This window comes from Streptococcus cristatus (assembly GCF_003943815.1).
Lineage (GTDB): Bacteria > Bacillota > Bacilli > Lactobacillales > Streptococcaceae > Streptococcus > Streptococcus cristatus_F.
The window spans coordinates 119,270-141,837 of sequence record NZ_RJNA01000006.1 but is presented as its reverse complement, the minus strand read 5'-3'; the positions used below and the strand labels follow the sequence as shown (position 1 = coordinate 141,837).

Genomic DNA, 22,568 nt, shown 5'->3' with positions numbered 1-22,568 from the left:
CAGACTAGACAGTTTATTTCTGTCCTTCCTCTTTTACACTCTGTCTAAAATATGGTAAAATAAACTATAAAATACTTTTGAGGTACGAGTGATGACTGTAAAAATCAATACAAAAGATGGTCAAATTGAGCTGACTGATGACGTGATTGCGACAATCGTTGGCGGTGCAGCAACCGAAATTTTTGGTGTGGTTGGAATGGCCAGCAAAAATGCAATTAAAGATAACTTTCAAGCTCTTTTGGGTAAAGAAAACTATGCCAAGGGTGTGGTAGTAAAAACGTCTGAGGATGGTGGTATTGCAGTTGATGTTTATACCGTTTTGAGCTACGGCATTAAAATCAGTGAAGTTTCCAAGAATATCCAAGAACGCGTTAAGTTTAGTTTGGAAAATCAACTTGGGATCACTGCCCACACAGTGAATGTCTATATCCAAAATATTAAAGTTGTAGGAGAATAATCGTGTCAAATATTACTACTAGTTTATTTCAAGAAATGGTGCAGGCGGCATCAACTCGTTTAAATAAACAGGCTGAATATGTCAATTCTTTAAATGTTTTCCCAGTTCCAGATGGTGACACAGGAACGAATATGGGCATGACCATTGAAAATGGTGCCAAAGAAGTAGCTGATAAGTCAGCATCAACAGTTGGTGAAGTGGCCGCTATCTTTGCCAAGGGACTCTTGATGGGTGCGCGTGGGAACTCTGGTGTTATCACGTCTCAACTCTTCCGTGGTTTTTCGCAAAGCGTAAAAGGCAAAGATGAGCTTGATGGACAAGCTTTGGCTCTTGCTTTCCAATCTGGTGTAGAAGTGGCCTATAAGGCTGTTATGAAGCCAGTTGAGGGAACAATTCTGACTGTTTCTCGTGGTGCGGCCATTGGTGCTAAAAAGAAAGCTGAAGCGACAAATGATGCTGTCGAAGTTATGAAAGCGGCTCTTGAAGGAGCAAAGGCTGCCCTTGCTAAAACGCCAGATATGTTGCCAGTTCTCAAGGAAGTTGGCGTTGTGGACTCTGGTGGTCAAGGTTTGGTCTTTATCTATGAAGGCTTCCTATCTGCTCTGACTGGCGAATACATCGCATCAGAAGATTTCCAAGCGACTCCGGCTACGATGAGCCAGATGATCAATGCTGAACACCACAAGTCTGTAGCAGGCCACGTGGCGACAGAAGACATCACTTTTGGTTATTGTACAGAAATCATGGTGGCTTTGAAGCAAGGACCAACCTATGTCAAGGACTTTGACTATGATGAATTCCGTAATTATTTGAATGAGCTTGGCGATTCATTGCTGGTAGTTAATGATGATGAAATCGTGAAAGTGCACGTCCATACAGAAGATCCAGGTCTTGTTATGCAAGAAGGGCTGAAGTATGGTAGCCTTGTCAAGGTAAAAGTGGACAATATGCGCAACCAGCACGAAGCCCAGCTTGAAAAGGAAGAAAAATCTGCTAAACCAGCTGAAGAAAAAGAGTACGCTATTATTGCAGTAGTAGCTGGTGAAGGTCTTGCTGAAATCTTCAAGGCTCAGGGCGTGGATTATATCATTTCTGGTGGTCAGACTATGAACCCTTCTACAGAGGACTTTATCAAGGCTGTTGACCAGGTGAATGCGCGCAATATCATTTTCTTGCCAAACAACAAAAATATCTTTATGGCAGCTCAATCTGCGGCAGAAGTGCTTGAGCAACCGACGACTGTCATTGAAACACGCACGCTTCCTCAAGGTTTGACAAGTCTTTTGGCCTTTGATAGTGGAAAAACCATTGAAGAGAACCATGAGCGAATGACAGCTGCCTTGAGCGACGTGGTCAGCGGTAGCATTACGACTGCAGTTCGTGATACGACCATTGATGGCCTCGAAATCCATGAAAATGATAACTTGGGTATGGTTGATGGCAAAATCCTTGTGTCAAATCCAGATATGTTGACAACTCTGAAGGCAACTTTTGCGAAGATGTTGGATGAGGACAGTGAAATTGTTTCTATCTATATCGGTGAAGATGGTGACGAGGAATTAGCAAATGGCTTGGCTCAAGATCTAATGGAAGAATATGAAGATCTAGAAGTCGAGATCCACCAAGGAAATCAGCCAGTTTATCCATATATTTTTAGTGTAGAATAATTTATTTGAGAGTGGGACAGAAATCGGTAATTCGTTAGAATTCGATTTCGTCGTCCCACCTCCGCACAGTTGAGTAGGGCTGTAAAAGTTGATGAAATCAGCGTATTAGAGCCCACTCAACCACCGCGTCTTGCTCGACAATCCAAAGACAATTGAGAGGCTGGGACTTTTGTCCCAGCTTTTTGATTTTTTTATATGTAAGATTTAGACAAGATAGTGGCATTATGGTATACTGGAAAAAATAAAAAGAAAAGGTGTACTATGAAAAAGTTATTTATTCTAGTTATTTCTGCTTCTGTGTTATTGACAGGTTGCGTCTTTCCAAAATCTGGCAAGCATCGTCCGAAAGTTCCAGCTGAATCAAAAGTTGCTAAAACAAGTTCTAGCTCGAGCTCAAGCTCAAGTGACTCCTCTACGAGTGCTTCTTCTGAAAGTACAGCTATTGTCTCTAAAACCTTGGTCGGAGACCTCAAAGGCATCCATCATCGTGATACGGTGACCTATCGAGGAGATAAACTCTTGAAACTTCGAATGGAACTGTTGAGTAATTTGCCAGAAGAAGCCAGTGGTGCTGCAGCTACTATGAGCCCAGAGGAAATGACAGCTATCATTCGAGAAGGAATGGAATCAGAACCAAACTACGTGGAAGCTAGGAATATGGAAGGAGTGACGATTGAATACTCCGTAACAGCTGATAAGAAATTACAGGCCATAGTTGATCTGGATTTTGAGAAAATGGATATAGCGAAAGTAGCAAGCCTATCTTTCTTTAAAGAATTGGGACTTAATGACATAAAAGACGCCTCTCCTTCAATGTTTATTTTAGGTATGAAATTAGGCGGCTTGAAAGAAGAATAAGAATATTTAAAAGGCGAGTCATCTCGTCTTTTTTTGTTGCCTGAAACCATGACATTTGTCATATGGTCTAGTGACAAAATCATCTAGTCGGAAGATGCAGGAAGTTTTATAATACAAGTAAGAAATGAAGAAATAGGGAGTAGTTACATGAAAATATGGTTGATAAAGGTAGCAGTCTTGAGTCTTGTTGGGATGATGTTTTATCAGTTGGCGAGAATGAGCGGAGCAAGTCTTTATCGCTTTCCTTGGGAGATTTTTGCTAGCTTAGGAATGGCTAGCTATGTCCTAAAGGAAGTGGCTAAGTTAAGCAGAAGGGCAAAGTAGAAATGAAAAAGCACTTGACCCTCTTATTCATTGGAGTTGCAATGGGTGTATGGTGTTTTCAGATGATACCGGGTTTTCTGTTGGGATTTCTACCCCGGCAATTTTATATAGGAGTATGGGGAGTGATTCTAGTTGTCTTTGTCATCTGGCCGCTCATCTATGATTTTATTAAGGAGGAAGATCATGAAATTGATTGAAGTGAAAAAGCTATCTAAAAGCATTCGGGGAAAGGAAATCTTGCGTCACATTTCCTTTGACATTGAAGAAGGGGATTGTGTGGCTCTGATTGGCCCTAACGGAGCTGGCAAAACAACTCTGATGGATTGTCTCCTAGGCGATAAATTCCTGACTTCTGGTCAAGCCCTAGTTCAGGGGTTAAAGCCGACGGATAATCGTTTAAAAGAGATGGTTGCCATTTTGCCTCAGGAAAATACAGTGGTGGGGGATTTGAAAGTCAAGGAACTCCTCTCTTTCTTTTGCTCTATCTATCCTAATAGCCTGACTGAAGAGGAAATCGATGCCTTATTGGGCTTTTCTGACAAGCAAAAGAACCAGCTGGCTTCCAAGCTCTCTGGTGGTCAAAAACGTCTCTTCTCCTTTATCTTAGCCTTGATTGGCCGTCCAAAGATCCTCTTCTTGGATGAACCGACTTCGGCCATGGATACCTCGACTCGCCAGCATTTCTGGGAAATTGTGGACCAGCTCAAGAAGCAAGGTGTGACCATTGTCTATTCTTCCCACTACATTGAAGAAGTGGAGCATACAGCTGACCGGATTTTGGTGCTTCATAAGGGAGAGCTCATCCGCGACACCACGCCTTATGCCATGCGCAAGGAAGAGCAGGAAAAACACTTCACCCTGCCGCTTTCTTATAAAGAAATTGTGGAAAAGATAGCTGGTGTGAAAGAGATTGAAATCAAGCAAAAGGCTCTATCTTTTGCGGCCAAGGATGCCAGTCAAGTCTGGCAAATTCTGCAGGAGCATGGCTGTACGATTGAAGAAATCGAAGTCCGCAATCGCACCCTGCTGGATAGTATTTTTGAGACGACACAAGAGTAAAGGAGCAGCATCATGAAAAATATGACAAGTTTAATGAAAATGGAGCTGATTTTGATGAAGCGGCAGGCAGCCTACTACCTGCTCTCTATCGGGCTACCCAGCGTTTTCTATCTGATCTTTTCAGGAATGATGTCAGGTTCTGATGTACCGGCGCTTTTGCTCCAAACCTATCTCTTTTCTATGACACTTTTTAGTATCATGTCTAGTGCCTTTTTTAGCATTCCTAGCACCTTGCAGTCGGACAAGACCAATAACTGGCAAAAATTGATTCAGCATTCGCCTGTTTCTATGGTAGAATATTATATATCAAAGCTTTTTAGTACTTTACTGACCTTTCTGCTTTCCATCATCGTGGTCTTCTCTGTCGGACATTTCGTTCGTGGAGTCAATGTGCCCATGATGGACTGGCTGGCGATTGCTCTAATTCTTTTGGTCGGCAGTATGGTCTTTATCGCCATGGGTGTCTTGATCAGTCTCCTGCCCAGTGCCCAGCTCATGTCGGTCGTAGGCAATATCGTTTATATGGCTTTAGCGGTCTTGGGTGGTCTTTGGTTTCCTCTGACCATGTTTCCAGACTGGTTGCAATCCATCGGCAAGCTAACGCCGAGCTATCAGCTCATGCAGGTGGTCTCTTCCTATTTGGAACACCATGACTGGAATGTGTCTGCTATGCTAATCGTCCTAGCCTACACCATTTTCTTTAGCATTTTAGTCCTTCAGCTCAAAAAACGGATTGAGGTTAAATAATTCTATGTGGGAAAAATTCAAAAACATACATCATATGTTTCATATTTCTCTGGTCTTTATCATCTTTCCAATAGCGGGTGTCATCAGTGGTGAATACCCGCTTTTGACTTTGCTTTGGACAGCATTGTTTATCGGGGGCTATTACACCATCCTCACGGAGAAAAAGCCTTTCTACCAGGCTCTGTCCTGGTGGGGCATGCTTGCTTACATTTTTTACACTCCCATTTGGCTGAATGTGGGCTTCGTTTGGTATATTTTTTATTTATCAAATCTTCTAATTTATCATTATAAGGAAATTTCCTTTACATCTTGGCGCTTCTGGAGTTTCTTAGCTATCCAACCGGCTCTTCTGGTCGGGTTGTATCTGCAACATCAATTGAACACTGGCTATCTGGTCTTTTTCTCAACGACCTTTCTCTTTTCAGATTTCTTGACGCTGGGTCTGCACCGTATCCAAGTTGCTGAACAGCTCAAGGAAGAAAAAAGTAAGCAAAATGCTCAGCTCAATCTCTTTCTAGCGGAAAATGAGCGCAATCGAATCGGACGGGATTTACATGATAGTCTAGGGCATACCTTTGCCATGCTCAGTGTCAAGACGGAGTTGGCCCAGCAATTCCTGCAAATGGAGGCCTACGAGCAGGCGGAGAAAGAGATGGAGGAAGTGCGACGGATCAGTAAGCAGGCCATGGCAGATGTTCGACGGATTGTAGACAATCTCAAGACGCGGACGCTGGATGAAGAATTAGCAACAATCCGAACCATGCTGGAAATGAGCGATATTGACTTGGAGCTTCATAATCAGCTCAATGTTGCCAGCATTCCTACAGAAATGCAGTTTACCATTAGTATGATTTTACTGGAATTAGCAACCAATATTATCAAGCATGCAGAGGCTAAGAGGTCCAGGATTGATTTGTATAGTCAGAACCGAGATTTGATCTTGGAAGTTGAAGATGACGGCCGAGGCTTTAAGCGAGTGACGGGCCGAGAGCTGCATTCGGTACGTGAGCGCTTGGAGGGACTTGACGGTAGCGTGGAGGTCATCAGCAATCACAAGCCAACCATTATTCGCGTGCGCTTGCCGTATGAGATTAAAGGGGACGAGCGATGAAGATATTATTAGCAGAAGATCAGAGTATGTTGCGGGATGCCCTTAGCCAGCTCTTGCAGTTGCAGCCGGATGTTACTAGTGTTTCTCAAGCGGCAGATGGTCGTGAAGCTATGGAGCTACTCAAGACCAATCCAGTCGATGTGGCCATCTTGGATGTGGAAATGCCCTATCAGACAGGTCTGGATGTTCTAGAATGGATTAAGGAATACCAGCCAACTGTCAAGGTTATCATTGTGACAACTTTTAAGCGGCCGGGTTATTTTGAGCGAGCGGTTAAGGCGGATGTGGATGCCTATGTGCTCAAGGAACGGAGCATTGCGGATCTGATGAAAACCATCCACACTGTCTTGGCTGGGCAAAAAGAATACTCGCCTGAACTTATGGAAGTGCTGATGACTCATAAAAATCCCCTCTCCCATCAGGAACTTCTAGTCTTAGAGGCAGCAGCAACTGGGCTGTCTAATAAAGAAATTGCTGAAAAACTCTATTTATCAAATGGAACTATTCGCAACTATATGTCGACCATCCTGACCAAGCTAGCAGCTGACAATCGTACGGAAGCTGTCCGGATTGCTCAAGAACAAGGATGGATATAAAATAATTATCTCGCTACATTCGGATTTAGCGGGATTTTCTTATCTTTTTCAATCAGAATGAAAAAAAACATCCGCGATACTTGCAATTTTTTTCAAAAATGTTATCATAGTAGAAAGCTTTTTGAATTTTTAGAAAATTGTAAATAAATGAAAGGGGAAATATGGAAAGAATCCAATTAGAAACTCCTAAGTCCGGCTCGCAGCTGGTCTTGGAAACCTTGAAAAATCTTGGTGTTGATACTATTTTTGGCTATCCTGGTGGTGCAGTCTTGCCCCTCTATGATGCTATTTATAGCTTTAAAGGTATCCGCCATATTCTTGGTCGCCATGAGCAGGGGTGTGTTCATGAAGCAGAAGGCTACGCTAAGTCTACTGGGAAAATTGGTGTGGCCGTTGTAACCAGTGGTCCGGGGGCAACCAATGCTATTACTGGGATCGCTGATGCTATGAGTGACAGTGTTCCCCTTTTGGTTTTTACTGGGCAGGTAGCGACACCAGGCATTGGTAAGGATGCCTTTCAAGAAGCCGACATTGTCGGTATTACTACTCCCATCACTAAGTACAATTATCAGGTACGGGAGACGGCAGACATACCAAGAATCATTACAGAGGCCATTCATATTGCGACCACAGGTCGTCCAGGGCCAGTCGTCATTGATTTGCCAAAGGATGTCTCAGCGCTGGATACGGACTTTATCTATGACACTCAGTTACATCTGCCAAGCTATCAACCGACAATTGAGCCTAATGAATTACAGATTAAGAAGATTCTTAAACAGCTTTCCAAGGCTAAAAAACCTGTTCTTCTTTCTGGTGGTGGTATTAGCTATGCAGGGGCAGCAGCGGAGATGGTTGCTTTTGCAGAGCGGTATCAGATTCCAGTAGTGACCTCATTGTTGGGTCAGGGAACGATTGCGACAGATCATCCTTTGTTCTTGGGTATGGGTGGCATGCATGGTTCTTTCGCGGCTAATATTGCGATGACGGAAGCGGACTTCATGATTAGCATTGGATGTCGTTTTGATGACCGTCTGACTGGTAATCCTAAAACCTTTGCTAAAAGCGCTAAGGTGGCCCACATTGATATCGATCCAGCAGAGATCGGTAAAATAATCAGCGTGGATATTCCTATTGTAGGAGATGCCAAGAAAGCTTTGCAAATGTTGCTTGAAGAAGAGCAAGTGCACAACAATACCAGCAAGTGGATAGAAAAGGTGACACGAGACAAGGAGCGGGTGCGCTCCTATGATAAGAAGGAACGAGTTGTCCAACCTCAGGCTGTTATTGAGCGCGTGGGGGAGTTGACCAAGGGCGATGCCATTGTGGTAACGGACGTCGGCCAGCACCAAATGTGGACAGCCCAGTATTATCCTTATAGAAACGAACGTCAGTTAGTTACGTCTGGTGGTCTTGGAACCATGGGCTTTGGTGTTCCAGCAGCGATTGGGGCTAAGATTGCCAATCCAGATAAGGAAGTAGTTCTCTTCGTTGGAGACGGTGGCTACCAGATGACCAATCAAGAGATGGCCATCCTTAATATCTACAAGATTCCGATTAAGGTCATCATGCTCAATAATCATTCGTTGGGTATGGTTCGCCAGTGGCAGGAAGCCTTCTATGATGGGCGTACCTCCGAGTCAGTCTTTGACAGTTTGCCAGATTTTCAGCTGATGGCTCAGGCTTATGGTGTCAAATCCTATAAATTTGATAATCCCGAGACCATTGCTCAAGATTTGGAAGTCCTAAAGGACGATATACCGATGTTTATAGAGGTAGATATTTCCCGCAAGGAGCACGTGCTTCCAATGGTGCCAGCTGGCAAGAGCAATCATGAGATGTTGGGGGTGAAGTTCCATGCGTAGAATGTTGACAGCTAAACTCCAGAATCGTTCGGGTGTTCTGAATCGCTTCACTGGTGTGCTTTCCAGACGTCAGGTCAATATCGAAAGTATCTCTGTCGGTGCGACAGAGGATGAAAATGTTTCTCGGATCACCATTATCATTGATGTAAATTCCCTCAATGAAGTGGAGCAGATTATCAAGCAGCTTAATCGCCAAATTGATGTGATTCGGGTGCGAGATATTACAGATCATCCTCACCTAGAGCGAGAAGTTATTTTAATCAAGGTATCGGCACCAGTTGCTAAGCGTGCAGAAATCTTGGCCATTATCCAGCCTTTCCGTGCAACGGTAGTCGATGTGGCACCAAGCTCGATCACTATCCAGATGACGGGCGATGCAGAAAAGAGCGAAGCGCTCTTACGAGTCATCCGTCCTTACGGCATTCGCAATATCGCACGGACTGGGGCAACTGGCTTTACCCGTGATTAACACTCTTCGAAAATCTCTTCAAACCACGTCAGCTTCGCCTTGCCGTAGGTATATGTTACTGACTCCGTCAGTCTTATTGACAACCTCAAAGCAGTGCTTCGAGCAACCTATAGCTAGCTTCCTAGTTTGATCTTTGATTTTCAGTGAGTATAAAACCCTACTTAAATTTGTTAAAACCGCCTAAGAGGCAATAAAAATAGAAAAGAGAGTAAACATTATGGCAGTAACAATGGAATACGAAAAAGATGTAAAAGTAGCAGCACTTGACGGTAAAAAGATCGCCGTTATCGGTTATGGTTCACAAGGTCATGCTCATGCACAAAACTTGCGTGATACAGGTCATGATGTGATTATCGGTGTTCGTCCTGGTAAGTCATTTGATAAAGCTAAAGAAGATGGCTTTGACACGTACACAGTAGCAGAAGCTGCTAAATTGGCTGATGTTATCATGATCTTGGCTCCAGATGAAATCCAACAAGAACTTTACGAAACAGAAATCGCTCCTAACTTGGAAGCTGGTAACGCAGTTGGATTTGCTCATGGTTTCAATATCCACTTTGAATTTATCAAAGTTCCTGCAGATGTAGATGTCTTCATGTGTGCACCAAAAGGTCCTGGTCACTTGGTTCGCCGTACTTTTGAAGAAGGCTTCGGTGTTCCAGCTCTTTACGCGGTATACCAAGATGCGACTGGGAATGCCAAAGACATCGCGATGGACTGGTGTAAAGGTGTTGGTGCAGCTCGTGTTGGTTTGCTTGAAACAACTTATAAAGAAGAAACTGAAGAAGATTTGTTTGGTGAACAGGCTGTACTTTGTGGTGGTTTGACTGCCCTTATCGAAGCAGGTTTTGAAGTCTTGACAGAAGCAGGCTATGCACCAGAATTAGCTTACTTTGAAGTGCTGCACGAAATGAAACTGATTGTGGATTTGATCTACGAAGGTGGATTCAAGAAAATGCGCCAATCTATTTCAAATACTGCTGAATATGGTGACTATGTATCAGGTCCACGTGTGATTACTGAGCAAGTCAAAGAAAACATGAAAGCAGTTCTTGCAGATATCCAAAATGGTAAATTTGCAAATGACTTTGTAAATGACTACAAGGCTGGACGTCCAAAACTCACTGCTTACCGTGAACAAGCAGCTAATCTTGAAATTGAAAAAGTCGGTGCAGAATTGCGTAAAGCAATGCCATTCGTTGGTAAAAACGACGACGATGCTTTCAAGATCTACAACTAAGATTGTGTGGAAAACTCAGCTGGCATCCCAGCTGAGTTTGTTTACCTCATTTGGAAAGGAAAAGGAATGTTAACAGCAAAAGATATCGTCCGTGCTCATAAGGTATTAAAAGATGTTGTTGTCAATACACCGCTTGATTATGATCATTACTTGTCAGAGAAGTACGGGGCAAAGATTTATCTTAAAAAGGAAAATGCCCAACGTGTCCGTTCTTTCAAAATACGTGGTGCCTATTATGCCATTTCTCAGTTGAGTAAAGAAGAGCGAGAACGCGGGGTTGTCTGCGCTTCTGCGGGAAACCACGCTCAGGGTGTCGCATACACCTGTAATGAAATGAAAATCCCAGCGACTATTTTTATGCCTATCACAACTCCTCAACAAAAAATTGGACAGGTTCGTTTCTTTGGTGGCGATTTTGTTACGATTAAGCTAGTAGGGGATACTTTTGATGCTTCTGCTCGGGCGGCTATGGAATTCACTCGGATGGAAAATCGGACTTTCATCGATCCTTTTGATGATGCTCACGTTCAAGCAGGTCAGGGAACAGTTGCTTATGAAATCCTAGAAGATACAGCTCGGGAGTCCATCGATTTAGACTTGGTCTTGGTACCAGTAGGAGGCGGCGGTCTCATCGCAGGAGTATCCACTTACATCAAGGAAAGCCAGCCACAAATTGAAGTGATTGGGGTAGAGGCTAATGGGGCCCGCAGTATGAAAGCAGCTTTTGAAGCAGGTGGTCCTGTCAAACTCAATGAAATTGACAAATTTGCGGACGGTATCGCAGTCCAAAAGGTAGGGGCATCTACTTATGAAGCAACGAAAAAGAATGTAGAAACACTGATCGGGGTTGATGAAGGCTTGATTTCAGAAACCTTGATTGATCTCTATTCTAAACAAGGAATCATCGCAGAGCCTGCTGGTGCAGCTAGCGTAGCAGCCTTGGAAGTGTTGCGAGAATATATCAAAGGAAAAACTGTCTGCTGTATCATTTCGGGAGGAAATAATGACATTAACCGTATGCCTGAAATGGAAGAACGTGCCCTCATCTATGATGGCATCAAGCATTATTTTGTAGTAAATTTCCCGCAGCGGCCTGGTGCCTTACGTGAATTTGTAAATGATATTTTAGGGCCAAATGATGACATCACTCGATTTGAATACATCAAGCGGGCCAGCAAGGGAACAGGTCCGGTCTTGATTGGGATTGCCTTGGCCAATAAGCATGACTATGCGGGTCTGATCAATCGAATCGAGCATTTTGATCCTTCCTTCATCAATCTAAACGGAAACGAAACGCTTTATAACATGTTAGTCTGATCCTAAAAATATTTTAGTAAAATCCCACTTTTTAATTGCAAGTGAGTAAGGACTGTGCTAGAATATACTATATTAAATTAAGGAGATGCGCTTATGTTACTGAATTTCTTTTTCTTCTTTCTCATTTTTCTTCTTCTTTGTGGTCTATTGGCATTTAGCTCGCTTTATGTCGTGCGCCAGCAATCTGTTGCCATCATTGAGCGTTTTGGTCGGTACCACAAGACTAGTACAAGTGGGATGAATGTTCGTTTGCCTTTGGGAATTGACAAAATCGCCGCTCGTGTTCAGTTGCGTTTGCTACAAAGCGACATTATTGTTGAGACCAAGACTCAGGATAATGTCTTTGTGACCATGAATGTTGCGACTCAGTATCGGGTAAATGAAAACAATGTCACAGATGCTTACTATAAACTCATGCGGCCAGAAGCGCAGATTAAGTCCTACATCGAAGATGCTCTGCGTTCCTCAGTTCCAAAACTGACCTTGGACGAGCTCTTTGAAAAGAAAGATGAGATCGCCCTAGAAGTTCAAAAGCAGGTAGCTGAGGAAATGTCGACTTATGGCTACATCATTGTCAAGACCTTGATTACCAAGGTTGAGCCAGATGCAGAAGTTAAACAGTCTATGAACGAAATCAATGCCGCTCAACGCAAGCGCGTGGCAGCTCAGGAATTGGCAGAAGCAGATAAGATTAAAATTGTAACTGCTGCAGAAGCCGAGGCTGAGAAAGACCGTCTTCATGGGGTCGGTATTGCAGAGCAGCGGAAGGCAATCGTGGATGGTTTAGCAGACTCGATTAAGGAGCTTAAAGGCGCCAATGTTGAGTTGACAGAAGAACAAATTATGTCCATCCTCTTGACTAACCAGTATTTAGATACCTTGAATAATTTTGCAGATAAGCAAGGAAATAACACAATCTTCCTTCCAGCAAATCCTGATGGAGTGGAGAGTATTCGCACCCAGATCCTTTCAGCCCTCAAAGCTAAATAAATATAGAATATTCAGAATTATTTAATTTGTTTGTTTTGGTTTTTCTAAGTTGACAAACTGTATAAAAACCATTATATTAGTATTCGAAATAAGTTAGAGAGGAGTAAGAAATGGCTAAATCAAATTTTGAAAAAGTAGAGTCAGTCGTTGGATGGGTTCGTGACAAAAAAATTACAGGTTACCGTATTAGTAAAGAAACAAACGCGCGTGAAATGTCAATTATTGCTCTTGCTCAAGGACGTGCAAAAGTAAAGAATATTTCTTTTGAAACAGCTCTTGGCTTGATTGATTTCTACGATAAGAATCATGAAAAGTTTGAAGACTAATCTTCGGAAAGTGGGGAAACCCGCTTTTTTATTTTGCGAATAAAAAAACAAGGCGGATGTATCTTTTTCCGTCTTGTTTGTTTGCTTGGTTGTTTATTTCAAGAAGCGATGTAGGAATTCCTTGGTTCGTTCTTCTTTAGGATTGGTAAAGAATTCTTGTGGAGTGCCTTCTTCTGCGATGACGCCCTTATCCATAAAGATAACACGGCTGGAAACATCGCGGGCAAATTCCATTTCGTGGGTCACGACAATCATAGTCAGGCCTTCTTTAGCCAATTCCTTCATGATTTTCAGGACTTCACCAACCATTTCCGGGTCAAGAGCTGAAGTTGGCTCATCGAAAAGGATGGCATCAGGATTCATGGAAAGTGCACGTGCAATGGCAACCCGCTGCTTTTGTCCACCTGAGAGTTGTTTAGGCTTGGCTTGCCAGTAGAGCTCACCCATACCGACCTTTTCTAGATTTTCTTTGGCAATCTTTTCTGCTTCAGCGCGCTCTCTTTTGAGCACGGTTGTCTGAGCTACGATGGTGTTTTCTAGGACATTGAGATTTTCAAAAAGATTGAAACTTTGGAACACCATACCTAATTTTTCGCGGTAATGAGTCAGATCATAGTTTTCATCCAAGACATTTTTTCCGCGGTAGAGAATTTCGCCAGCAGTAGGTGTTTCTAGGAGGTTGATGGAGCGGAGAAAGGTTGACTTTCCGCTACCTGAACTTCCGATAATGGAGATAACTTCGCCCTTGTGGACAGTCAGAGAAATGTCTTTTAAGACTTGATTCTCCCCATAAGATTTTTTGAGATTTTTAATTTCTAAAATTGTTTCGGTCATTGTTTCAATTCTCCCGTCTGCATTTGGTTGGCACCTGTTGTGTAATGATCTGTGTCAAATTTCTGCTCGATGAAACGTAGGATTCGAGTGACGGTAAAGGTCAAGACAAAGTAAATAACTGCGATAATGGTGAAGGTTTGGAAATACTGATAAGTCTGAGTTGCAATGGTATTTCCTGAGAAGTAGAGCTCCACCACGGAGATAACATTCAGGACAGATGTATCCTTGATATTGATGACAAATTCATTCCCCGTCGCAGGCAGAATGTTGCGGACCACCTGTGGCAGGACGACCTTGCGCATGGTTTGGCTGTGGGTCATTCCGAGCGCGGTAGCCGCTTCGAATTGTCCTTTATCAACGGCAAAGATACCACCGCGGACAATTTCACTCATGTAAGCGCCAGTATTGATAGAAACGATAAAGATGGCTGCAGCCGTTCGGTCGATCGAAATGCCAAAAGCCTGAGCTGTTCCATAGTAGATAACCATGGATTGTACAATCATAGGAGTACCACGGAAGATTTCAATGTAAACATTGAGGAACCAACCGAATAGTTTTTGCAGGAAGGCTAGAGCCTTATTTTTTGAAATGGGCGCTGTCCGATAGACCCCAATCAACAAGCCAATAAAGAGGCCAGCGATTGTTCCTGTAATGGAAATGAGCAAGGTCAAACCAGCTCCGCGTAAGAATTGTGGCCAATTTTCCTTCCAAATCTTAAAAACTTTGTTGAAGAATGTATCTTCAGCATCGTCGGTATCAGTATCTACAGGCTGATTCTTAATCATTTGATCCATCAGCTGGACTTGGTCATCCGTTGAGAGTTTAGCGATAGCTGCATTAGCTTGCTCGATTCGGCTGTCGTCTTTACGCATGCCGACAGCGATGGAGGCATCTTCTTCGCCGACCTCAAATCCTTCTTTAAATTGGATCATTTTGAACTTAGAGTTGGCAGCTTCAGCTGTCAGAGCTTCGGGACGTTCAGAGATGTATCCGTCAATAACACCAGATTCTAGAGCTTGACGCATTTGGGCGAAATCTCCCATGGCGGTCTCTTGTTTAGCTCCAGGCAACTGAGAAATCAGATTGTAAAGATAGACACCTTGCTGAGAGGTGATCTTAGCATCTTTAAAGTCCTTGAGGGTCTTAGCATTAGCGTAGTTGCCGTCTTTTCGAACCAGCATAACAGGCTCACTAGTATAGTAGCTGTTAGAAAAGGCGATTTCTTTTTTTCGTTCGGCAGTTGGACTCATACCAGCGATAATCATATCGATTTTACCAGAGGTCAAGGCTGGAATCAGTCCGTTCCAAGAGGTTTTCACAACTAGAGGTTCCTTGCCCATTTCCTGAGCAATCTTCTTGGCAACTTGGACATCGTAGCCATTGGCGTACTGATTTGTTCCTTCGATTTTAACAGCACCATTTGAATCATCATCTTGGGTCCAGTTGAAAGGGGCATAGGCCGCTTCCATCCCAATTCTAAGATAATCATCCGCCTGAGCTACGGTAAGGGTGCCCAGACAGACGAGGAGGGCTGTCAATAAGGTTAAAATGAATTTTTTCATATTCTCTCCTAGTCCTTCTAAAATAGTTCTTTCTATTCTACCGAAAAATATCCGACTTTTCAATCCTGGTAAGCCCTTACTTGAGAAAAATGCTATAATAGGATAAAGATTTAGAAAAGGACTTTGGTTTATGAAAAGGTACTTGTCAGGAATTTTCCTTCTTTTTTTGAGTTTATTTTTTGCTGGAACGGTGTCAGCTTTAGACTATCAAATCCAGTCGTATCAAGGAGATTTGGAGATCCATGCCGATAATACAGCCACCTATACAGAAGAGGTGACTTATCATTTTGATGATGATTACAATGGCCAGATGGTCTCCTTAGGCTCAGCAGGAAAGATGCCAGAAGGCTTTGCTATTGATTCAGATCCAAAAGTTTCTGTGAAAACGAATGGAGTCGTAAAGTATGACTTTGAGCCACGAGTCACAGATTTAGGAGATGGCTACGAGGTTAAGATTTACAATGCGGGTAAAGAAGGCGACACGGTCAAAGTAACAGTCACATGGAACCTGACCAATCTTCTGTTTCTCCATAAAGATATAGCAGAGCTCAAATGGACGCCGATCAGTGATTGGGAAGAAGAGCTGCAAAATGTGACGATTAAGGTTTGGGGCCTGGGAACTTGGACCCTAACAGACATGTATGTTCATACAGGTTATTTTGGCCAATCGCCTACTATAGATAGGGACCGTGGTGACTATCGGATTCAGCTATCTCATTTGCCTAGCAGGAAGAAGGTTGAACTGCATGGATATTGGCATCGCCAAGCTCTGCATCAGGCAGCAGAGGATCCAAAAGCGACCGACTATCTACAGACTTTTCAAGCAGTTGAGAAAGAGATTGTAGCTAAGAGCCAGTTTTATCATCGCTTGGGGGAAATTTATCTACCTCTTTTAGGTTTGTTCTTGCTGATGCTTTCGGGGATATTTTATCTGATTTTTCGGATTAAGATTCATCCTAGCCAAGCTTTTCCTAAAGACGCTCGCCTCTATGAAGCTCCGCAAGATCTGGCTCCTCTCATTGTAGCGGCCAATATCTTTGCTGTGGATATGAGGGAAGTCGATCCGACCAGTGGCGGACGGGCGCATTTGAAATTTGAAAATTTGGTGCAGGCGACCTTGCTGGATTTGATGGATCGAGGCTATATCGAGCTTTTAGGAACTGCAGACAAGCCAATCTTGAAACCAACTTCTAAAAAAGGTTTGTCAGAGTTTGAAGGTCAATTCTTACAGATGGCATTTGGTGACCATAAACAGGCAGCTGTAGCAGACTTGTTTGAATCTTATCAGATTTCAGAAGATCTTTATAAAAATAAAAAATCAACAGATGAAGCACGAATCCGCCAAATAGGCAATCGAATAAAAAATCGCTTTTCAACTGATTTAAACCTTTTGTCTGAACAAGTATTAAAGGAGATTCGGGAGCTAAACTTGCTGGATCACTATCGTCCTTTGAAACGAGGAGAAAAGCTTTTCTTGTGGTTGGCTCTAATGGCAAGTTTCCTTGCTTTTAGCTTGTCTCTCTTGACCTTTTTTGTCTATCTGATCAAGCTAGATGGCTTTATTTGGTTCCATCTTCCGCTTGCAGCTATTGCTTCAGTCTTGACCGTTCTGCTGGGCAGAGCCTTACAGTTATATCAGCGGGATGGTGTCCTGAGCGATGAGGGAGCCCATGATTTCTATCTCTGGAATAGCTTTGCGAATATGCTACGCTACATCGCTCGCCTATATGATACCGAGGTGGAGGGCATTGTCCTGTGGAACCGACTTTTGGTCTATGCTACCCTATTTGGTTATGCGGATCGGGTTAGTCGGGTCATGAAGCTGCGTCAGATTTCCTTGGAAAACGCGTCTATGAATACTTATCTACAATATAATCTTCATCCTATTTTCTACGCAAGTTCCCATAGTTTTTCAAATTATGGACACATTGCCTCGACGGCCAGTCATTTTTCTGTTTCATCAGGAGGCGGAGCAGGAGGTGGCTTCTCTGGTGGCGGTGGAGGCGGAGGTGGCGGAGCCTTTTGATAAAAAGCTTGCTAAAGCCCTTGAGAAAACTTTTCCTCTCCTCCAATATGTGGTATAATAAATGCTAAAGTTGTTTTAGGAGTTATCTATGTTTATTATTGAAATTTTAAAGTCCATTATTTATGGAATTGTTGAAGGAATTACAGAGTGGCTACCCATTTCGAGTACCGGCCACTTGATTCTGATTCAAGATTTTATCAAGTATAAAAATGAAAATCCAGCCTTCATGGAAATGTTCAATGTAGTCATTCAACTGGGAGCCATCTTGGCGGTTGTGGTGATTTATTTTGATAAGCTCAACCCTTTTAAACCAGGGAAAACAGCTCGTCAAATTCAGCTGACATGGCAGCTCTGGGCCAAGGTAGTCGTTGCTGCTTTGCCAGCTGCAATCATCGGTCTTTTCCTAGACGATTGGTTTGAAGCACATTTTTATAATCTGGTATCCGTCGCAATCATGCTGATTATCTACGGGGCTGCCTTTATCTATCTGGAAAAACGAGAGCAGGTGGAACCGACTGTTACAGAATTGAGCAGACTTCCTTATCAAACAGCTCTTTATATCGGTCTTTTCCAAGTCTTGTCCCTCTTTCCAGGAACCAGCCGTTCAGGTGCGACCATTGTCGGTGGTCTCTTGAATGGTGTCAGCCGACCAGTTGTGACAGAGTTTACTTTCTACTTGGGGATTCCAATCATGTTTGGTGCAAGTGGGCTGAAAATCCTGAAATTTATTATCAAGGGTAATTCTTTAGGCTTCGACCAATTATTCCTTTTATTGGTAGCGATGGGAGTGGCTTTCGGAGTCAGTCTTTATGTGATTCGCTTCCTGACAGACTATGTCAAGAATCATGACTTTACAATCTTTGGTAAATATCGGATCGGACTCGGAGTTTTGCTGTTGGTTTACGGTCTGATCAAGGTCATTATTGGTTAATCAAGGCTTGGGAAATTTTCCCAGCCTTTTCTTATTTGACCAGTTATTTTTTTGAAATAAGTTTAGAATTTTAGTATAATAGAAAGACTATGAAAGTATGAGGTTGATGAGATGGAAGTGAAACAGATTAATGATTCGACGATTAAAATCACCATCCAGTTGGAAGATTTGGAAGAACACGGAATGGAAATTGCAGATTTCCTAGTTCCCCAAGAAAAAACAGAAGAATTTTTCTATACCATTTTGGATGAGTTGGAAATGCCGGACAGCTTTTTAGATAGTGGCATGCTCAGCTTTCGAGTGACGCCTAAGCCAGACAAGCTGGATGTCTTTGTGACGAGATCGAAGATTGATAAGAATTTGAATTTTGAAGATTTGGGAAATCTACCGGATATGGATGAGCTCAGCCAGATGTCGCCAGATGAGTTCTTAAAGACTTTAGAGAAAAATATCTTTGAAAAGAGTAAGGATGACCTTGAGGCGGTCAAATCTTTAGAAGCAGCAGAGGCTGATCAGGAGGCCTCTGTAGATTCTTCAGAAGATAGGGAAGAGAATCTAGACCGTTATGTCTACTATATTTTGTCATTTACTGATTTGCAGAGTGCGGTTTCTTTCGCCAAAACGGTTGACTATCCAATAGACCTATCAGAACTTTATAAATATGACTCTGCCTACTACCTGACTATTTTGGTAGATTTGGAAGAGCAACCTGCTCTTTATCCAGCTTGGTTACTGGCTAAAATGCGTGAGTTTGCTGAGGATACAGATATTACTCGTTCTGTCCTACAAGAACACGGGCGTCTGCTTTTGGTGACAGAAGCCATCCAACAGTTGCAGAAAGTTGAATGCTTATGATTGCTTTTCCATTGAAGTTCATTTTGGTGCTACTAGCGACATTTTTTGTCGGAGTTTTGCTGACTCCCCTCGTTCGCCTCTTGGCTTTTAAAATGGATGCAGTCGACTATCCTAATGCTCGACGAATCAATAAGAAGCCCATGCCGAGTGCAGGCGGTCTGGCGGTTGTAGCAGCTTTTACCTTGGCAACTTTGGTATTCATGCCGCAGATTGTTGGCGTCACTTTTTTTGAACAGACTTATTTTGACTATATTTGGCCGGTGGTGTTGGGAGGCTTGATTGTTGCCCTGACGGGGCTTATCGATGATATTAAAGAATTAAGTCCCCTGATGAAGTTAGGGGGGATTGTGCTAGCTGCCTGTCTGATTTGGTGGCTGACGGATTTCCGCTTGGATGACTTTAAGATTCCGTTTGGTGGTCCCCATCTCTTTTTCCCACCTTGGCTATCTTTCATTTTGACCATTCTCTGGATTGTCTCCATTACCAATGCGGTCAATCTCATGGATGGTTTAGACGGCCTTGTTAGCGGGGTCTCCATTATTTCCTTACTAACCATGGGCATTGTTTCCTACTTTTTCTTGCCGGGCCATAATTTATTCCTGACTTTGACAATCCTGGTCTTAGTAGCCTCTATTGCTGGCTTCTTTCCTTACAATTATCATCCAGCCATTATATATGGCGGGGATACGGGGGCTCTTTTCATCGGTTTTATGATTTCGGTCCTGTCTCTACAAGGCTTGAAAAATGCGACGGCAGTAGCGATTGTCACGCCTATGATTATCTTGGGTGTACCGATTACCGATACCTTTTTAGCAATCGTTCGTCGGACTTTGTCTGGTCAGAAATTTTACCAGCCTGACCGTCACCACCTTCACCATAGGCTCTTGTCCTTAGGATTGACACATCGGGGAACAGTTCTGGTTATCTATGGGATTTCGATGATTTTCTCGATGATTTCCCTCCTGCTAAATGTATCAACCCGCATCGGTGGACTCCTCCTCGTGATTGGCCTTCTGCTAGGTGTCGAACTCTTAGTAGAACTAATAGGGGTTCTGGGGCCGCAGAGGACGCCCCTGCTCAATATTCTGCGCTTTATCGGAAACTCCTCTTATCGAGAAGAAGTTCGAGAGAAGAGATACCAAAAGAAACACAAACAAGAATAGTTCTAAACAAAATAAAAGCCTTTTGGGCTTTTTTTTGGTATACTAAAGTATGTAAATCAGCTAAGCAAAGAAAGGAAAAAGAAATGTCTGTCTTAGAAATCAAAGATCTTCATGTTGAAATTGAAGGGAAAAAAATTCTCAAAGGGGTAAATCTTACTCTGAAAACGGGAGAAGTTGCAGCTATCATGGGTCCAAATGGAACAGGGAAATCTACCTTGTCTGCAGCCATTATGGGAAATCCTAACTACGAAGTAACTCAAGGAGAGGTGCTTTTTGATGGGGTTAATATCTTGGAGCTAGAAGTGGATGAACGGGCTCGCATGGGACTCTTCCTTGCAATGCAGTATCCTAGTGAAATTCCTGGTATTACCAATGCGGAGTTTCTTCGTGCGGCCATGAACGCTGGTAAGGAAGACGATGAAAAAATCTCTGTCCGTGACTTCATTACTAAACTAGATGAAAAGATGGAATTGCTCAACATGAAGGAAGAAATGGCTGAGCGCTACCTCAATGAAGGCTTCTCAGGTGGTGAGAAAAAACGTAATGAAATCTTGCAGTTGCTTATGTTAGAGCCAACTTTTGCGCTTTTGGATGAGATTGACTCAGGTCTGGATATCGACGCTCTCAAGGTCGTGTCTAAAGGGGTCAATGCTATGCGTGGAGAGGGATTTGGTGCTATGATCATCACCCACTACCAACGCCTGCTCAACTATATCACTCCAGACGTTGTTCATGTCATGATGGAGGGGAAAGTTGTTCTTTCTGGCGGTCCAGAATTGGCAGTTCGCTTGGAAAAAGAAGGCTATGCCAAATTGGCTGAAGAGTTGGGCTTCAACTATACTGAAGAAGTCTAGTCAAACATTCTTTTGACTTTGATAAAAGATAGGAGAATGACATGACAAAAGAATTGATTCACGAATTTTCACAAGTTCACGCAGAACCAGCATGGTTGGCTGCTCTCCGTCAGCAGGCCTTTGACCAGATGGACCAACTGGATTTGCCAGTTATTGAGCGGGTTAAATTCCATCGCTGGAATCTGGGAGACGGCCGTATTTCAGAGAGTGAGCCGCTGACAAGTGTTCCAGACTTTACAGCCCTAGATGACAATCTCAAGCTTGTTCAAGTGGGAACTCATACTGTTCTGGAGCAATTGCCGGCTGATTTGGCAGCGCAAGGTGTGATCTTCATAGATTTCCACACAGCTTTGGAAGAGATTCCAGAGCTGGTAGAGAAGCATTTTATGTCCGCAGTCAAGTATGACGAGGACAAATTAGCGGCTTACCATACGGCTTATTTTAATAGTGGCGCGGTTCTTTATGTACCGGACAATGTTGAGATTGACCAGCCGATTGAAGGAATTTTTTATCAGGACAGCGAAAGCGATGTTCCTTTTAACAAGCATATTTTGATTATCGCAGGCAAGCATTCCAAGGTTAACTACTTGGAACGTTTGGAAACTTACGGTGAAGGAACTGTTCCAGCAACTGCCAATATCACTGTCGAAGTTATTGCTCAGGCTGGAGCTCAGATTAAGTTTTCAGCTATTGATCGCTTGGGTGAAAATGTAACGGCTTATATCAGCCGTCGCGGTAAGCTGGATAATGATGCCATGATTGACTGGGCTATCGGCGTTATGAACGAAGGCAATGTCGTGGCTGACTTTGATAGCGACCTTTACGGTAATGGAAGCCATGCGGATATGAAAGTAGTGGCGCTCTCAAGTGGCAAGCAGGTTCAGGGGATTGATACCCGCGTAACTAATTATGGCTGCAACTCTATCGGAAATATCCTGCAGCACGGGGTTATCCTAGAAAAAGGAACCTTGACTTTCAATGGTATCGGACATATTATCAAAGGCGCTAAGGGAGCAGATGCCCAGCAGGAAAGCCGGGTTCTCATGCTGTCTGACCAAGCGCGCTCAGATGCTAATCCAATCCTCTTAATTGATGAAAACGATGTGACAGCTGGTCACGCGGCTTCTATCGGTCAGGTGGATCCAGAAGATATGTATTACCTCATGAGTCGAGGTCTTGATAAGGCGACGGCAGAGCGCTTGGTCGTGCGCGGCTTCTTAGGTTCAGTGATTGTGGAAATCCCTGTTAAAGAAGTCCGTGATGAAATGATTGAAAATATCGATATTATTCTCGCAAAAAGATAAAAAGCTGGGCCTTGTC

Annotated in this window: 22 protein-coding genes; 20 read left to right on the top strand and 2 right to left on the bottom strand. The window is 43.2% G+C overall.

Annotation, left to right across the window (positions count from 1 at the left end):
* Positions 1-91 precede the first annotated feature (91 nt).
* The 14 genes from D8872_RS05630 to D8872_RS05560 all read left to right on the top strand — a co-directional run bounded on the left by D8872_RS05630 (position 92) and on the right by D8872_RS05560 (position 13,023).
* A complete protein-coding gene (locus tag D8872_RS05630; RefSeq protein ID WP_005591747.1) occupies positions 92-457 on the top strand; it encodes an Asp23/Gls24 family envelope stress response protein in 366 nt (121 codons plus the stop codon).
* 2 nt (positions 458-459) lie between these two features.
* The gene (gene fakA, locus D8872_RS05625; protein WP_125390251.1) at positions 460-2,124 is read left to right on the top strand and encodes a fatty acid kinase ATP-binding subunit FakA; all 1,665 of its coding nucleotides are present in this window, start codon (positions 460-462) and stop codon (positions 2,122-2,124) included.
* A gap of 261 nt (positions 2,125-2,385) precedes the next feature.
* Complete coding sequence (locus tag D8872_RS05615; RefSeq protein WP_125390250.1) at positions 2,386-2,982, top strand: SP0191 family lipoprotein; 597 nt, start codon at positions 2,386-2,388, stop codon at positions 2,980-2,982.
* Positions 2,983-3,129: 147 nt separating this feature from the next.
* Complete coding sequence (locus tag D8872_RS10830) at positions 3,130-3,306, top strand: hypothetical protein (RefSeq protein ID WP_185761398.1); 177 nt, start codon at positions 3,130-3,132, stop codon at positions 3,304-3,306.
* Between the two features lie 183 nt (positions 3,307-3,489).
* The gene (locus tag D8872_RS05605; RefSeq protein ID WP_125390248.1) at positions 3,490-4,365 is read left to right on the top strand and encodes an ABC transporter ATP-binding protein; all 876 of its coding nucleotides are present in this window, start codon (positions 3,490-3,492) and stop codon (positions 4,363-4,365) included.
* 12 nt (positions 4,366-4,377) lie between these two features.
* Positions 4,378-5,112 carry an ABC transporter permease gene (locus tag D8872_RS05600; RefSeq protein ID WP_125390247.1) on the top strand — a complete coding sequence of 245 codons (735 nt, stop codon included), beginning with the start codon at positions 4,378-4,380 and terminating at the stop codon, positions 5,110-5,112.
* Positions 5,113-5,116: 4 nt separating this feature from the next.
* Entirely contained in the window at positions 5,117-6,223 is a 1,107-nt protein-coding gene (locus D8872_RS05595) for a sensor histidine kinase (RefSeq protein WP_125390246.1), read from the top strand.
* The gene (locus D8872_RS05590; protein ID WP_125390245.1) at positions 6,220-6,819 is read left to right on the top strand and encodes a response regulator transcription factor; all 600 of its coding nucleotides are present in this window, start codon (positions 6,220-6,222) and stop codon (positions 6,817-6,819) included. The genes D8872_RS05595 and D8872_RS05590 overlap by 4 nt, the downstream gene beginning before the upstream one ends.
* Positions 6,820-6,980: 161 nt before the next feature.
* Positions 6,981-8,681, top strand: a complete 1,701-nt coding sequence (locus tag D8872_RS05585; RefSeq protein ID WP_005591756.1) for an acetolactate synthase large subunit — start codon at positions 6,981-6,983, stop codon at positions 8,679-8,681.
* Positions 8,674-9,150 carry an acetolactate synthase small subunit gene (ilvN, locus tag D8872_RS05580; RefSeq protein WP_005591757.1) on the top strand — a complete coding sequence of 159 codons (477 nt, stop codon included), beginning with the start codon at positions 8,674-8,676 and terminating at the stop codon, positions 9,148-9,150. Before D8872_RS05585 ends, ilvN begins: the two co-directional genes overlap by 8 nt.
* Positions 9,151-9,367: 217 nt before the next feature.
* Positions 9,368-10,390, top strand: a complete 1,023-nt coding sequence (gene ilvC / locus D8872_RS05575) for a ketol-acid reductoisomerase (protein ID WP_005591758.1) — start codon at positions 9,368-9,370, stop codon at positions 10,388-10,390.
* Between the two features lie 66 nt (positions 10,391-10,456).
* A complete protein-coding gene (gene ilvA / locus D8872_RS05570) occupies positions 10,457-11,707 on the top strand; it encodes a threonine ammonia-lyase IlvA (protein WP_061910514.1) in 1,251 nt (416 codons plus the stop codon).
* Between the two features lie 93 nt (positions 11,708-11,800).
* Positions 11,801-12,697 (top strand): SPFH domain-containing protein, encoded by an 897-nt coding sequence (locus D8872_RS05565; protein ID WP_125390244.1) that lies wholly within the window; start codon positions 11,801-11,803, stop codon positions 12,695-12,697.
* Positions 12,698-12,807: 110 nt separating this feature from the next.
* On the top strand, positions 12,808-13,023 hold the full coding sequence (locus D8872_RS05560) for a capsule biosynthesis transcriptional regulator (RefSeq protein WP_001130035.1): 216 nt from the start codon (positions 12,808-12,810) through the stop codon (positions 13,021-13,023).
* Positions 13,024-13,116: 93 nt separating this feature from the next.
* Here the strand turns inward: D8872_RS05560 and D8872_RS05555 are convergent, their stop codons facing one another.
* Both D8872_RS05555 and D8872_RS05550 read right to left on the bottom strand, forming a co-directional pair.
* A complete protein-coding gene (locus tag D8872_RS05555; RefSeq protein ID WP_005591761.1) occupies positions 13,117-13,857 on the bottom strand; it encodes an amino acid ABC transporter ATP-binding protein in 741 nt (246 codons plus the stop codon).
* On the bottom strand, positions 13,854-15,419 hold the full coding sequence (locus tag D8872_RS05550; protein ID WP_125390243.1) for an ABC transporter substrate-binding protein/permease: 1,566 nt from the start codon (positions 15,417-15,419) through the stop codon (positions 13,854-13,856). The genes D8872_RS05555 and D8872_RS05550 overlap by 4 nt, the downstream gene beginning before the upstream one ends.
* A 166-nt stretch (positions 15,420-15,585) precedes the next feature.
* Between D8872_RS05550 and D8872_RS05545 the strand changes: the two genes are divergently transcribed.
* The 6 genes from D8872_RS05545 (at position 15,586) to sufD (ending at position 22,552) form a co-directional block, all read left to right on the top strand.
* The gene (locus D8872_RS05545; RefSeq protein ID WP_260471676.1) at positions 15,586-17,445 is read left to right on the top strand and encodes a DUF2207 domain-containing protein; all 1,860 of its coding nucleotides are present in this window, start codon (positions 15,586-15,588) and stop codon (positions 17,443-17,445) included.
* A gap of 88 nt (positions 17,446-17,533) precedes the next feature.
* On the top strand, positions 17,534-18,376 hold the full coding sequence (locus D8872_RS05540; protein ID WP_005591764.1) for an undecaprenyl-diphosphate phosphatase: 843 nt from the start codon (positions 17,534-17,536) through the stop codon (positions 18,374-18,376).
* A gap of 111 nt (positions 18,377-18,487) precedes the next feature.
* Entirely contained in the window at positions 18,488-19,231 is a 744-nt protein-coding gene (gene mecA / locus D8872_RS05535; RefSeq protein ID WP_125390241.1) for an adaptor protein MecA, read from the top strand.
* A complete protein-coding gene (locus tag D8872_RS05530) occupies positions 19,222-20,394 on the top strand; it encodes a glycosyltransferase family 4 protein (RefSeq protein WP_062005033.1) in 1,173 nt (390 codons plus the stop codon). The genes mecA and D8872_RS05530 overlap by 10 nt, the downstream gene beginning before the upstream one ends.
* Before the next feature lie 83 nt (positions 20,395-20,477).
* Positions 20,478-21,248, top strand: a complete 771-nt coding sequence (gene sufC / locus D8872_RS05525; RefSeq protein WP_005591767.1) for a Fe-S cluster assembly ATPase SufC — start codon at positions 20,478-20,480, stop codon at positions 21,246-21,248.
* Positions 21,249-21,289: 41 nt separating this feature from the next.
* Positions 21,290-22,552 carry a Fe-S cluster assembly protein SufD gene (gene sufD, locus D8872_RS05520; RefSeq protein ID WP_125390240.1) on the top strand — a complete coding sequence of 421 codons (1,263 nt, stop codon included), beginning with the start codon at positions 21,290-21,292 and terminating at the stop codon, positions 22,550-22,552.
* Positions 22,553-22,568: the final 16 nt, after the last annotated feature.